12 protein-coding genes are annotated in these 12,962 nt (G+C 65.0%); 8 read left to right on the plus strand and 4 right to left on the minus strand.

The features are described from left to right. Nucleotides 1-16 precede the first annotated feature (16 nt). The 4 genes from HNO52_RS02560 to map all read right to left on the minus strand — a co-directional run bounded on the left by HNO52_RS02560 (nt 17) and on the right by map (nt 5,147). Nucleotides 17-361 carry a Spx/MgsR family RNA polymerase-binding regulatory protein gene (locus HNO52_RS02560; RefSeq protein WP_197569067.1) on the minus strand — a complete coding sequence of 115 codons (345 nt, stop codon included), beginning with the start codon at nt 359-361 and terminating at the stop codon, nt 17-19. Further along, nucleotides 361-1,560 (minus strand): succinyldiaminopimelate transaminase, encoded by a 1,200-nt coding sequence (dapC, locus tag HNO52_RS02565; protein WP_197569066.1) that lies wholly within the window; start codon nt 1,558-1,560, stop codon nt 361-363. Before dapC ends, HNO52_RS02560 begins: the two co-directional genes overlap by 1 nt. A 102-nt stretch (nt 1,561-1,662) precedes the next feature. After that, complete coding sequence (locus tag HNO52_RS02570; protein ID WP_197567517.1) at nt 1,663-4,344, minus strand: [protein-PII] uridylyltransferase; 2,682 nt, start codon at nt 4,342-4,344, stop codon at nt 1,663-1,665. Nucleotides 4,345-4,355: 11 nt separating this feature from the next. Next, nucleotides 4,356-5,147 (minus strand): type I methionyl aminopeptidase, encoded by a 792-nt coding sequence (map, locus tag HNO52_RS02575; RefSeq protein WP_197567518.1) that lies wholly within the window; start codon nt 5,145-5,147, stop codon nt 4,356-4,358. Between the two features lie 315 nt (nt 5,148-5,462). Between map and rpsB the strand changes: the two genes are divergently transcribed. The 8 genes from rpsB to rseP all read left to right on the plus strand — a co-directional run bounded on the left by rpsB (nt 5,463) and on the right by rseP (nt 12,914). Then, a complete protein-coding gene (gene rpsB / locus HNO52_RS02580) occupies nt 5,463-6,209 on the plus strand; it encodes a 30S ribosomal protein S2 (protein ID WP_167114005.1) in 747 nt (248 codons plus the stop codon). 168 nt (nt 6,210-6,377) lie between these two features. Beyond that, nucleotides 6,378-7,247, plus strand: coding sequence for a translation elongation factor Ts (tsf, locus tag HNO52_RS02585; RefSeq protein WP_197567519.1), 870 nt, complete (start codon nt 6,378-6,380; stop codon nt 7,245-7,247). Between the two features lie 116 nt (nt 7,248-7,363). Then, the gene (gene pyrH / locus HNO52_RS02590; RefSeq protein WP_197567520.1) at nt 7,364-8,125 is read left to right on the plus strand and encodes a UMP kinase; all 762 of its coding nucleotides are present in this window, start codon (nt 7,364-7,366) and stop codon (nt 8,123-8,125) included. A 4-nt stretch (nt 8,126-8,129) separates the two neighbouring features. Then, entirely contained in the window at nt 8,130-8,687 is a 558-nt protein-coding gene (frr, locus tag HNO52_RS02595) for a ribosome recycling factor (RefSeq protein WP_197567521.1), read from the plus strand. A 62-nt stretch (nt 8,688-8,749) separates the two neighbouring features. Beyond that, complete coding sequence (uppS, locus tag HNO52_RS02600) at nt 8,750-9,526, plus strand: polyprenyl diphosphate synthase (protein ID WP_442907098.1); 777 nt, start codon at nt 8,750-8,752, stop codon at nt 9,524-9,526. Continuing rightward, nucleotides 9,519-10,319 (plus strand): phosphatidate cytidylyltransferase, encoded by an 801-nt coding sequence (locus HNO52_RS02605; RefSeq protein ID WP_197567522.1) that lies wholly within the window; start codon nt 9,519-9,521, stop codon nt 10,317-10,319. The genes uppS and HNO52_RS02605 overlap by 8 nt, the downstream gene beginning before the upstream one ends. A 1-nt stretch (nt 10,320) precedes the next feature. Next, nucleotides 10,321-11,514 (plus strand): 1-deoxy-D-xylulose-5-phosphate reductoisomerase, encoded by a 1,194-nt coding sequence (gene ispC / locus HNO52_RS02610; protein ID WP_197567523.1) that lies wholly within the window; start codon nt 10,321-10,323, stop codon nt 11,512-11,514. A gap of 41 nt (nt 11,515-11,555) precedes the next feature. Beyond that, nucleotides 11,556-12,914, plus strand: coding sequence for a sigma E protease regulator RseP (gene rseP / locus HNO52_RS02615; protein WP_197567524.1), 1,359 nt, complete (start codon nt 11,556-11,558; stop codon nt 12,912-12,914). The last annotated feature ends 48 nt before the right edge of the window (nt 12,915-12,962 follow it).

Consider the following 12,962-nt stretch of genomic DNA (forward strand, 5'->3'; position numbering starts at 1 on the left):
TTGTAGGGAGTGGGCCTCAGCCCTTGAGATCGTCGTAGTCGCCGTCGCGATAGCCGACGCGTATCTCGTCGCCAATATCGAGCAGCGGTCGCTTGAGCAGGGTGGGGTTGGCCATGATCAGCGCGCGGACCTTGTTGGAGTCGATGTCCTGCTTGTCCTCCTCGGGGAGGTTGCGCCAAGTGGTGCTGCGCCGGTTGATGGCTTCCAGTGCCGGGATGTGCTCGAGAATATGTTCGAGCAACGCAGCGGAGAGGCCATCCTCGCGCAGGTCGTGAAGCTGGTAGGGCAGGCCCTTCTCGTCCAGCGTCTTGCGCGCTTTGCGGCAGGTATCGCAATTCTTGATCACGAACAGAGTTGCCATCATGTGCTCCTTTCGACGAAACGGCGTATTCGATGGGCAGCTTCGACCGTCGGCTCGAGTTCGGCCACCAGCGCCAGACGTACCCGGCCGCGCCCGGGATTGATGCCGTCTACGGCTTCACGCCCCATGTAGGAGCCAGGCAGCACGCTGACATGCTCCGCGGCGAACAAGGCCCTAGTGAAGGCCTCATCGTCACCGCCCGGTACGGCCGGCCATAGATAGAAGCTGGCCTCGGGCGCAGGAAATTCAAGCACTGGCGCGAGAATCTCGGTCACGGCGGCGAATTTCTCGCGATAGGCATCGCGGTTGGCACGTACGTGGGTCTCGTCGTTCCAGGCCGTGATCGAGGCGTGTTGCAGCGGCAGCGACATGGCGCAGCCATGATAGGTGCGATAACGCTTGAACGGTGCGATCAGCGCGGCGTCGCCAGCGACGAATCCCGAGCGCAGCCCCGGTAGGTTGGAGCGCTTGGAGAGCGAGTGAAACACCAGGCAGCGGCGGTAGTCGTGGCGACCAAGGGCGGCACAGGCCTCGAGCAGCCCCGGTGGGGGAGCGGCCTCGTCGAGGTAGAGTTCGGAGTAGCACTCGTCGGAGGCGATAATGAAATCGTGTTCGTCGGCAAGCGCGATGAGTTTCTCGAACTCGGCCTGTGGCGTTACCGCCCCGGTGGGGTTGCCCGGCGAGCAGAGGAAAAGGATCTGCACCTCGCGCCAGGTATCCGCCGGCACGGCGTCGATATCGGGGCGAAAGCCGGTCTTGGCGTGGCAGTCCAGGTAGAGCGGCTGGCCCCCGGCGAGCAGGGTGGCGCCCTCGTAGATCTGGTAGAACGGGTTGGGCACCGCCACCCGTGCCGGGCGGGTGCGATCCAGCGCCGCCTGGATGAAGGCGAAGATTGCCTCGCGGGTGCCGTTGACCGGCAGCACCTGACGCTCAACGTCGAGGCCTTCGAGGCCGAAACGTTGCGTGGCCCAGGCGGCGATGGCCTGGCGCAGCTCGGGTATGCCGGCGGTGGCCGGGTAGCGAGCGAACGCCTGCTGGTGGGCCTGCAGCGTCTCCAGCGCGGCGGCAAAGGGTGGATGCTGCGGCTCGCCGATGGTCAGCGGGATGTGCGCGAGCCCCTCGGGGGGCGTCACGCCGGCCTTGAGGGCGGCGAGCTTCTCGAAGGGATAGGGCTTCAAGGCGTCGAGGTCGGGGTTCATCGGTGTCCAGGCGTCGCGGGGAGGCGTCATTGTCATGGCTGCGGGCAGACCGTCGATTATAGGGAAGGCCCCGGCTCGCCTCAAACCAATACGTGGCGGGCGTCAGCCCGCCACGTCGAGCATTTCGATCAGTCGCTCGCGCAGGCGCTGCTGACGCTCGGGATCGGTCAGGGGCGCGCCCGCCTTGTCGGTGATGAAGAAGACGTCCTCGACGCGTTCGCCCAAGGTGGCGATCTTGGCCGCCGAGAGCGATATGTCCTGCTCCATGAAAATGCGCCCGACCCGGGCCAGCAGGCCGGGGCGGTCGGGAGCGGTCAGCTCCAGCAGGGTCCGCTCGTTGGCCGGGTCCTGTTCGATGAGCACCTCGGTCGGTACCTTGAAGTGGCGCAGTTGGCGCGGCGTATGACGAGTGACGATCTGGGGGTAGTCGTCGGGATCGTCGAGCTCCTCCACCAGGTGTCCGCGGATTTCCTCGATGCGGCCTGGGTCGCGAATGGCGCGCCCCTGGTCGTCGAGCACGATGAAGGTATTGAGCGTCCAGTCGTTGCTCGAGGTGGCGATGCGGGCATCGTGGATCGAGAGGCCGAGCTGCTCCATGGCGGCCGCGGTGGCGGCAAACAGGTCGTCCACCGAACGGGTGTGAATGAATACCTTGGTACCGCCGTCGGACATGTCGTCGGTGGGGGCGCTGATCAGGATCAGCGGCAGTGGCGACTCGCCGTGGGCGAGGATACCCATGGTCTGCCAGGCGATCTCGCTGGGCGCATACTGCAGGAAATACTCCTCGCCGAGCGATTCCCACAGGCGGTCGACCCGGCCGATGTCGGCGCCCACCGTGACGAGCAGCGAGCGTGCTTCGCCGCGGGTCTCGCGCACCCACTCCTCGCGGTCGAGCGGATTGTCCAGGCCGCGGCGCAGGGCACGCTTGGTTTCGGCGTGCAGCTGGCGCAGCAGCGAGGCGCGCCAGCCGTTCCACAGCGTCGGATTGGTGGCGTTGATGTCGGCCACGGTCAGCACGTAGAGATGGTCCAGGCGGGTCTCGTCGCCGACCAGGACGGCGAACTCGCCAATCACGTCGGGGTCGGTGATGTCGCGCTTCTGGGCCACCATCGACATCATCAGGTGATTCTCCACCAGCCAACTGACCAGGCGAGTGTCACGGTTCGACAGGCCGTGGCGCTCGGCGAAGCGCTCCACGTCGCGGGCACCGAGGAGCGAGTGGTCGCCGCCGCGGCCCTTGCCGATGTCGTGGTAGAGCCCGGCGATCCACAGCAGTTCCAGCTTGGGCAACTGGTGAACCAGCGCCGCCGCCACCGGAAACTCGCTGCGCGCCTCGGGCTTGCGGAACTGGTGGATGAACTTGAGCAGGCGCAGGGTGTGGGCGTCCACGGTGTAGATATGGAACAGGTCGTGCTGCATCAGGCCCACCGCCTGGCCGAACTCCGGCAGGTACTTGCCCAGCACGCCGTAGCGGTTCATGCGCCGAAGCTGGCGCGCTACGTTGCCGCTGGAGCGCAGCAGCGACATGAACAGATGCTGATGCTGGGCATCGTCGCGGTAGAGGTCGTCGATCAGGTGGCGATGGTCGCGAATCAGGCGGATGGTGTCGGCACGCACGCCCTCGATCTCGGGATGCTCCGCCATCAGCAGGAACAGCTCGAGCAGGGCGTAAGGGTGGTCGCGGAAGACCGCTCGGTTGCGTGCCTTGATGTAGCCGCCCTCGATCTCGAAGCGCTCGTTGAGCGAGGTGGTTACCAGCCGTTCGCCGCCGCGCAGGATCGCTTCGTCGAAGTGCTGCAGCAGCATGTCGTTGAGGCCGGCCAGCGCCGTGACGTGTCGGTAGTAGCGCTTCATGAACTGCTCGACGGCCAGGCGCTCGGGAGTATCGCGGAAGCCGAACAGCTCGGCGATGGTGCGCTGGTGGTCGAACAGCAGGCGATCCTCGGCGCGGCCGGTGAGCATGTGCAGGGCGTAGCGCACCTGCCACAGGAAGGCCTGGCCCTGGCTCAGGATGCGCAGTTCGGCGTCGTTCATGAAGCCGTTCGCCACCAGGTCCTCGTAGCGCTGGCTACCGAAGTGGCGCTTGGCCACCCAGCCGATCATCTGAATGTCGCGCAGCCCGCCCGGCGAGCTCTTGATATTGGGCTCGAGGTGATACTCGGAATTGTTGAAGCGGTGATGACGGGTGATTTGCTCTTGCCACTTGGCCTCGAAAAAACGATCCGACGGCCACATGCGCCCGGGGGCGAGGCGTGCCTTCATTGCCTCTCGCAGCGACTCGGGGCCGGCCAGGGTGCGCGACTCCATCAGGTTGGTGATGATGGTGATGTCGCCTTCGGCCTCGCGCTCGCAGTCGGAGAGCGAACGCACGCTGTGGCCGATCTCCAGGCCGATGTCCCACAGCAGGGTGATGAAGGCGGTCAGCCCCTCGCGGTAAGGCGTGTCGTCATCACTCTCCAGCAGCATCATCAGGTCGACGTCGGAGTGCGGATGCAGCTCGCCGCGGCCGTAGCCGCCCACCGCGAGCAGGGTCACGCCGTCGTCGGGCCAGTCGTGCAGCGACCATGCCACGCCCAGTAGCTGGTCGAGGCACCAGGCGCGACCGTGTACCAGGTCGCGGACGTCGGCGCCGGCGTGGAAGCGCTCGTCGAGTCGGCTCTGGATGGCGCGCAGCGCCGCCTTGAACGGGGCGATGGGCGAGCGGGTGCCGGCGAGCTCGCGCCGGAAGGTCTCGGCGTCGAACAGCGTCTCGTCGGGCGCGAAGCGATAGTGGTGCAGGAGCATGATGGCTCGACTCAGTGGTCGAGGAAGGAGAAATCTTCCTCGCGGCGTGCCGTGAGTACCTCGACGCCGGTCTCGGTGACCAGCAGCGTGTGCTCCCACTGCGCGGACAGGCTCTTGTCCCGGGTCACCGCGGTCCAGCCGTCGCGCAGCACCTTGGTCTGGTGGCCGCCGACGTTGATCATTGGCTCGATGGTCAGACACATGCCTGCGGCCAGGGTGGCGTCGGCCTCGGGGGCGTAGCCGTCATAATGCAGCACCTGCGGGTCCTCGTGGAAGGTGGCGCCGATGCCGTGGCCGCAGAAATCGCGTACCACCGAGTAGCCGTTGGCCTCGGCGTGGCTCTGGATGGCCCGGGCCAGCTCCGACAGGCGAACGCCGGGGCGTACCAGGGCGATGCTCCGGTACAGGCACTCCTGGGTGACGCGGCACAGTCGCTCGCCCTGGATGCTTTCGCCGACGATGAACATGGCGCTGGAGTCGCCGTGGTAGCCGTCGCCTGTCTTGACGGTGATATCGATGTTCATGATGTCACCCTTCTTCAGCTTCTTGTCGGGGTCGGGGATGCCATGGCAGACCACATGATTGATCGAGGTGCAGATCGACTTTGGGAAGCCGTGATAGTTGAGCGGCGCCGGCGTGGAGCCCAGCTCGTTCACGATGTACTCATGGCACAGCCGGTCCAACTCACCGGTGGTCACGCCGGCCGTGACATGCGGTGCTATCATTTCCAGCACGCTGGCGGCCTGGCGGCCGGCCTCGCGCATCTTCTCGATCTCGTCGGGCGTCTTGATGGGTATGTTCATGGAATCTCGGTTTTGAGGGGGTTGCAGCGCCGGCAACGTGGGCCAGGTACGGCAGGCGACTTCATCTCGTTGATGAACTATGGTATAAAGCCGCGCGCTTTCCTGCAATCGTCGCCCGCCATGGCTCTGGCCCGGTCGGTCGACGATGGCGAGGGCGTCGGCGGCGAGCTGTTACGCTTCACGGCTTGGCCGTTACTTCAACAGCCTTGAAAACACACACGTACCGGCACATGGTCCCGGGTGCTGCCGCGGTAAATCCCGGCGGTCGGATCCATGGGGTGCGTGGAGGCCTAACCCGATTTTCAGGAGTCATCCATGGCACACGTCAACATGCGCGACCTGCTCAAGGCAGGCGCACACTTCGGTCACCAGACCCGTTACTGGAACCCGAAGATGAGCAAGTTCATCTTCGGCGCGCGTAACAAGATCCACATCATCAACCTCGAGCACACCCTGCCGGCCCTCAACGAGGTGATCGACGTGGTCGAGAAGATGGCCGCTTCCAACAACAAGATCCTGTTCGTCGGCACCAAGCGCAGCGCGAGCAAGATCATCAAGGAAGAAGCCAACCGGGTCGGTCAGCCGTTCGTCAACCACCGCTGGCTCGGCGGCATGCTGACCAACTACAAGACCATTCGTCAGTCGATCAAGCGTCTGCGCGACCTCGAGACCATGCGCGAGGACGGCACCTTCGAGAAGCTGACCAAGAAAGAAGTCCTGATGGCGACCCGCGAGCAGGACAAGCTCGAGCGTTCCATCGGCGGTATCAAGGACATGGGCGGCCTGCCCGATGCGCTGTTCGTCATCGACGTCGATCATGAGCGTATCGCCATCAACGAGGCGAACAAGCTCGGCATCCCGGTCATCGGTGTGGTGGATACCAACTCCGATCCGGACGGCGTCGACTACGTGATCCCCGGCAACGATGACTCCATTCGTGCCATCCAGATCTACGTCAAGGCGATCGCCGACGCCTGTGCGCGGGCGAAGGAAGGCCGTCCCGACGAATTCGTCGAGGTCACCGAGGGTGAAAGCGGCGACGCGGCTGCCGCTGCCGAGTAACGGCGAGTCGCTCGGGCCGGCACTGCCGGCCCGGGTGGGCGGCCAACCAAGGCGGCCGCCCGCTACCGCTCCGCTACGGTGGGGCGGGATTTCACCGGGCCCATGGGCCCGGCGCCCTTATTCCCAGGTCGAACCTACCCGGGTTCCACTTATCAAGAGGTGAATACCATGGCAGCGATCAGCGCTTCCCAGGTCAAGGAACTGCGCGAGCGTACCGGGCTCGGCATGATGGAGTGCAAGAAGGCGCTCACCGAAGCCGATGGTGATATCGAGGTCGCCATCGAGAACCTGCGCAAGAGTTCCGGTCTGAAGGCCGCCAAGAAGGCCGGCCGTACCGCCGCCGAAGGCGCCGTGGCGACCCGCGTCGCCGAAGACGGCAGCTACGGCGTAGTGGTCGAAATCAACTCCGAGACCGACTTCGTCGCCCGCGACGACAACTTCAAGGCCTTTGCCGACCAGGTCGCCGACGCCTTCTTCGCCGCCAAGAGCGAAGACGTCGCCGCCGTGATGGAAGGCGCCCTCGAGAGCGTACGCGAGCAACTGGTGCAGAAGATCGGCGAGAACATCGGCGTGCGTCGCTGTGCCGTGGTAGAGGCACCGGCAGGTGCGCTGGTGGGCGAATACGTCCACGGCGGCCGTATCGGCGTGCTCACCGTGCTCAAGGGCGGTAACGCCGAGGTGGCGCGGGACGTCGCCATGCACGTGGCCGCGATCAACCCGGCCGTGGCGCTTCCCGAGGATATGCCTCAGGAGCAGCTCGACAAGGAAAAGGCGATCATCCTGGCCCAGCCCGATATGGCCGGCAAGCCGGAGCAGATCGCCGAGAAGATGGTCGAAGGCCGTCTGAAGAAGTACCTGGCCGAGAACAGCCTGACCGAGCAGCCCTTCGTCAAGGATCCGAATCAGTCCGTCGCCGAGTTCGTCAAGGCCGCGGGTGGTGAGGTGATCGGTTTCACCCGCTTCGAAGTGGGCGAGGGCATCGAGAAGGAAGAGGTCGACTTCGCCAAGGAAGTCATGGAACAGGCTGGCCGTCGCTAAGGTCAGAGGTTCCAGCACGAGAAGGCGTGCGCGCGAGCGCACGCCTTCTCGTATCCGGCCGCCGCGCCGGCCTGCAGTAGAGTTGCTTCATCCCCCTTGCGCCCAGGAGAGTTGCCATGTCCACGCCCGATCACGTCGATAATCCCGCCAAGACCCGTACCGACAAGTCGAAGTACAAGCGCATCCTGCTCAAGCTCTCCGGCGAGGCGCTGATGGGCGAGCACGACTTCGGTATCGATCCCAAGGTGCTCGATCGCATGGCGCTGGAGATCGGTCAGCTGGTCGGCATCGGCGTGCAGGTGGGGATCGTGGTCGGCGGCGGCAACCTGTTCCGTGGCGCCGCGCTCAACGCAGCGGGCATGGATCGGGTCACCGGCGATCACATGGGCATGCTGGCCACGGTGATGAATGCCCTGGCCATGCGCGACGCCCTGGAGCGCTCGAACATCCGCTCACGCGTCATGTCGGCGATTCCCATGAGTGGCGTGGTGGAGCACTATGACCGTCGCACCGCGATTCGCTACTTGACGTCGGGAGACGTGGTATTGTTCTCCGCCGGTACCGGCAACCCCTTCTTCACCACCGATTCGGCGGCTTGCCTGCGCGGCATCGAGATTGACGCCGACGTGGTGGTCAAGGCCACCAAGGTGGATGGCGTCTATGACAAGGATCCGGTGAAGCACGCCGATGCGGTCAAGTACGATCATCTGAGCTACGATAATGCGCTCGATCAAAAGCTCGGCATCATGGATTTGACCGCTATCTGCCTGGTGCGGGACCATGACATGCCGGTTCGCGTCTTCAATATGAACAAGCCGGGCGCCCTGCTGAACCTGGTGATGGGCGGCAAGGAAGGCACGCTGATAGACAGAGGTTGATATCGTGATCAATGACATCCAGAAAGACGCTGAAAGTCGCATGAAGAAGAGCGTCGACGCCCTTCATGCCAACTTCAACAAGATCCGTACCGGGCGTGCCCATTCCAGCATCCTCGACTCGGTTACCGTGGATTACTACGGCAGCCAGGTACCGCTCAACCAGGTCGCTTCTGTCAACGTGGAAGACGCCCGCACCCTCTCCGTGGTGCCCTGGGAACAGAACCTGGTGCCCAAGATCGAGAAGGCGATCATGACCTCGGACCTGGGCCTCAACCCGGCAAGCGCAGGCAACGTCATCCGCGTGCCGATGCCGATGCTCACAGAGGAGACCCGCAAGGGTTACATCAAGCAGGCCCGCGCCGAGGCCGAGAATGCCCGCGTGGCGGTGCGCAACGTGCGCCGCGATGCCAACAACGACCTCAAGGGACTGCTCAAGGAGAAGGAAATCTCCGAAGACGAGCAGCACCGCGGCGAGGAGGCGATCCAGAAGCTGACCGATAAGTTCATCGCCGAGATCGACAAGCAGCTCGAAGTGAAGGAACACGACCTGATGCAGGTCTGAGCAGCGCTGGGCGACGACCTGCCGCGTCGTCGCCCGGTTTTCCTACCCCAATGCGAGACACCATGACGTCAGCGCAGACTTCCGCATCCCAGATGCCTCCCAAGCCGCCCGGTGAAGACCTGCCACGCCACGTGGCGATCATCATGGATGGCAACAATCGCTGGGCGCGCGCGCGCGGTCTCTCCGGCATCCGCGGTCACCGGGCGGGCGTCGAGGCCGTGCGTGCGGTCATTCGCCGTGCCGCCGAGCGCGGCATTCAGACCCTCACCCTGTTTGCCTTCTCCAGCGAGAACTGGCGTCGCCCCGAGGCCGAAGTTCGCGCCTTGATGGAGCTGTTTCTCATCGCGCTCCGGCGCGAGGTGAAGAAACTGCATGACAACGGTATCCGACTCTCGGTGATCGGCGATCGCAGCGCCTTTTCCTCCTCGATTCAGAAGTATGTCGTGCGGGCCGAAGAGCTCACCCGCGACAATACCGGGCTGCATCTCGTCGTCGCCGCCAATTACGGCGGCCGCTGGGACATCGTCAACGCCGCGAGGCACTTGGCCGAGCGCGTCGAGCGCAACGAACTCGAGCCCGATGCCATCGACGAACACGCCTTCCAGCACGAACTCTGCCTGGGCGACGAGGCACCGATCGACCTGTGCATCCGCACCAGTGGCGAACAGCGCATTTCCAACTTCCTGCTGTGGCAGATGGCCTATGCCGAACTCTATTTCACGCCGCTGTTGTGGCCCGACTTCGACGGTCAGGCCTTCGACATGGCAATCGATGATTTCTGTCGACGCCAGCGTCGCTTCGGCATGACCGACGAGCAGATAGAGGCAACCGGTGCTTAGACAGCGGATCCTTACGGCGGCGTGGCTGGCGCCGCTGATGCTGGCCGGCCTGTTCGGCCTTGCCGGGGGTGCCTTCGCCGCCTTCACCGGCGTCGTCGTGCTTCTGGCCGCCTGGGAGTGGACCAACCTGGCCGGCGTAACCGTGGCGGGCCGTCGCCTGTCGCTGGTGGCCGGTCTGGCCCTGTTGATGGCGCTGCTTTGGTGGCTCGGTGCAGTACTGGCCACCTGGCCGCTATGGGTCGCCGTGGCCGGCTGGGCGATCAATCTCTACTGGGTCGTTCAGTATCCGGCCAAGAGCGATCAGTGGGGCTCGACGGCAGCGCGCCTGGCCATGGGGCTATGGGTGCTGCTGCCGGCCTGGGTCGGTTTCAACGTGTTGCGTGACACTGGCGGTATCTGGCTGCTTTACGTGCTGCTGCTGGTGTGGGGGGCCGATATCGGCGCCTATTTCTGCGGGCGTACCTGGGGCCGGCGCAAGCTGGCGCCGGCTGTCAGCCCTGGCAAGTCATGGGAAGGCGTGGCCGGCGGCGCCGCCGTGACGTTGCTGCTGGCGCTGATGTTCTCCGTCTGGCAGGAGCTGGGCGTGGCGGGAGGACTGGGGTTGGTGGTCGTCACTGCGGTGGTGACTCTGGTCTCGGTGCTCGGCGACCTGCTGGAGAGCATGCTCAAGCGTTTTCGCGGCATCAAGGACTCCAGCAACCTGCTGCCCGGCCACGGTGGCGTGCTCGATCGCATCGACAGCTTGACGGCGGCAGTGCCGCTGTTCGCGCTGCTCTCGTTCGGGATGCTATGACATGAGCGAGCCGCCTCGGCAGCAGAGCGTCACGGTGCTGGGTGCTACCGGTTCGATTGGCACCAGTACGCTCGATGTGATCGCCCGCCACCCCGAGCGCTATCGGGTGCATGCGTTGACCGCTCACCGCTCTCGCGAGGCGCTTCTGGCTCAGTGCCGGCAGCATCATCCCGCCGTGGTGGTGCTCGGCGACGAGCGCGATGCCGTCTGGCTGCGAGAGCAGCTGTCTCAGGCGGGTCTGGCAATCGAGGTGCGTGCCGGCGAAGAGTCGCTCATCGAGGTGGCCAGCGACACCGGGGTGGACGTGGTCATGGCTGCCATCGTCGGGGCTGCGGGGCTGCTGCCGACACTGGCCGCGGTACGTGCCGGCAAGCGTGTGCTGCTGGCCAACAAGGAGGCGCTGGTGATGTCCGGTGCGTTGTTCATGGATGCCGTCGTCCGCCATGGTGCCACGCTGTTGCCGATCGATTCCGAACATAATGCCATCTACCAGTGTCTACCTCCCGAGCACCGCGGCGGTCTGTCCCGTCATGGTGTGACCCAGCTGCTGTTGACCGCTTCCGGCGGCCCTTTTCGCGGTTGGCCCCGCGAGCGCCTGGCCACGGTGACGCCGGCGCAGGCCTGCGCCCACCCCAACTGGTCGATGGGACGCAAGATCTCGGTGGATAGTGCCACTCTGATGAACAAGGGGCTGGAGCTGATCGAGGCGTGCTGGCTGTTCGATGCCCGGCCCGAACAGGTGCAGGTGGTGGTGCACCCGCAGAGCGTGATTCACTCCATGGCCGCCTACAGCGACGGCTCGGTGCTTGCGCAGCTGGGCAACCCGGACATGCGCACGCCGATCGCCTACGGACTGGCCTGGCCGGAGCGCATCGAGGCCGGCGTCGAGGCACTGGATCTGTTCCAGATCGCTCGGCTCGATTTCGAGGCGCCCGATGAGGCGGCGTTTCCCTGTCTGCGGCTGGCGCGCGAGGCGATGCAGGCGGGAGGCACGGCGCCGGCGATTCTCAACGGTGCCAATGAGGTGGCGGTCGATGCCTTCCTGAATGAGCGAGTGAGTTTTACGGGGATCGGCGAGCTGGTCGGCGAGGTCCTCGAGGCGCTGCCGGTCGAGGCCGGCGACGACCTGGAAGCCATCCTGGGGGCCGATGCCCGAGCGCGCCAAGTGGCGTGTGAAAGGCTGGAAAAGCGCTGAACCGTATCCCGCCTAGAAACGAGTAGCTGAAGGAGGCTGTATTGGGCCTGATCCAGAACGTGCTAGCCGTCATCGTGGTGCTGGGCCTGCTGGTCACTTTCCACGAGTACGGCCATTACTGGGTGGCGCGGCGCTGTGGCGTCAGGGTGCTGCGCTTCTCGGTAGGCTTCGGCAAACCGCTCTGGTCCCGCGTCGATCGTCACGGGACCGAGTTTGCCGTGGCGGCGATTCCTCTCGGTGGCTATGTCAAGATGCTCGACGAGCGTGAGGCGCCGGTACCCCATGACCAGCTCCACGAGGCGTTCAACCGCAAGTCGGTATGGCAGCGCATTGCCATCGTCGCGGCGGGGCCGCTGGCCAATTTCCTGCTCGCCATCGTCGCCTACTGGGCGCTGTTCGTGGCCGGTACCACGACGGTGGCACCGATGGTGGGCGAGGTGGCCCCTGATTCGCCGGCAGCCCGGAGCGGTCTGCAGAGCGGCCAGGAGATCGTTGCGGTGCAGGGCAGCGATGTGCGTTCCTGGGATGAGATCAACCTGCGTCTGATCGCCGATATCGGCTTCAGCGGCGAGCTGGCTGTCCAGGCGCGCAACGCTGCCTCGGCCGACCCCAGGGAGTATCGCCTGCCGGTGCAGGACTACCTGGTGCGCCAGGAGCCTCCCCGGCCGCTGGCCACGCTGGGCATCACGCCCTGGCAGCCGCGCATTCCTGCCGTGCTGGGCCAGGTGATTGACGGTGAACCCGCCGCCGAGGCAGGGCTGCGCGCCGGCGATGAGCTACTGACCGTGAACGGCAATCCGATCGAAGAGTGGATGGATTTCGTCACTGTCGTGCGGTCAAGTCCCGGCGAAGCTCTGGAACTTGAGGTGTCCCGTGGCGATGAGCGCCTTGCGCTGAGCCTCACGCCGGGCTCGCGAGAATTCGAGACGGGAACTGCCATCGGCTATGTCGGTGCCGGCGTCGAGCCGGTAGAGTGGCCCGAGGAGCTTCGCCGAGAGATCCGCTACGGTCCCGTGGCGGCGGTGGGGCAGGCAGTGAGCCGCACCGGTGAGATGACGCTGCTGACCCTGGATGCCATTCGCAAAATGCTGGTGGGGCTGATTTCGCCGACCAATCTGTCGGGTCCCATCACTATTGCACAGATGGCGGGCGATACGGCGCGCACGGGGCTAGAGAGCTTCGTCAGTTTCCTGGCCTACCTCTCGGTCAGCCTGGCGGTGCTCAATCTACTGCCTATTCCGGTACTTGATGGCGGCCACCTGCTTTATTATTTCGTCGAGGTGGTTCGCGGCCGGCCGGTGTCGGAGCGGGCCCAGGCATTCGGACTGCGGATCGGTCTGGCGTTGGTCGGCATGCTGATGCTGATGGCCCTGTATTTCGATCTGATGCGTCTCTGGTAGCAAGCGCCCTTTCGGGGGCACAGGGAGGCAGAGCTTCGCTCTGCCTTG

Source organism: Halomonas sp. MCCC 1A13316, from assembly GCF_014931605.1.
In the GTDB taxonomy this organism is placed as follows: Bacteria; Pseudomonadota; Gammaproteobacteria; order Pseudomonadales; family Halomonadaceae; genus Halomonas.

Bases quoted from the DNA above. Each gene is read 5' to 3' on its own strand.
- HNO52_RS02560 (WP_197569067.1), bottom strand. From the start codon at position 361: ATGGCAACTCTGTTCGTGATCAAGAATTGCGATACCTGCCGCAAAGCG.
- dapC (WP_197569066.1), bottom strand. From the start codon at position 1,560: ATGAACCCCGACCTCGACGCCTTGAAGCCCTATCCCTTCGAGAAGCTC.
- HNO52_RS02570 (WP_197567517.1), bottom strand. From the start codon at position 4,344: ATGCTCCTGCACCACTATCGCTTCGCGCCCGACGAGACGCTGTTCGAC.
- map (WP_197567518.1), bottom strand. From the start codon at position 5,147: ATGAACATACCCATCAAGACGCCCGACGAGATCGAGAAGATGCGCGAG.
- rpsB (WP_167114005.1), top strand. From the start codon at position 5,463: ATGGCACACGTCAACATGCGCGACCTGCTCAAGGCAGGCGCACACTTC.
- tsf (WP_197567519.1), top strand. From the start codon at position 6,378: ATGGCAGCGATCAGCGCTTCCCAGGTCAAGGAACTGCGCGAGCGTACC.
- pyrH (WP_197567520.1), top strand. From the start codon at position 7,364: ATGTCCACGCCCGATCACGTCGATAATCCCGCCAAGACCCGTACCGAC.
- uppS (WP_442907098.1), top strand. From the start codon at position 8,750: ATGACGTCAGCGCAGACTTCCGCATCCCAGATGCCTCCCAAGCCGCCC.
- ispC (WP_197567523.1), top strand. From the start codon at position 10,321: ATGAGCGAGCCGCCTCGGCAGCAGAGCGTCACGGTGCTGGGTGCTACC.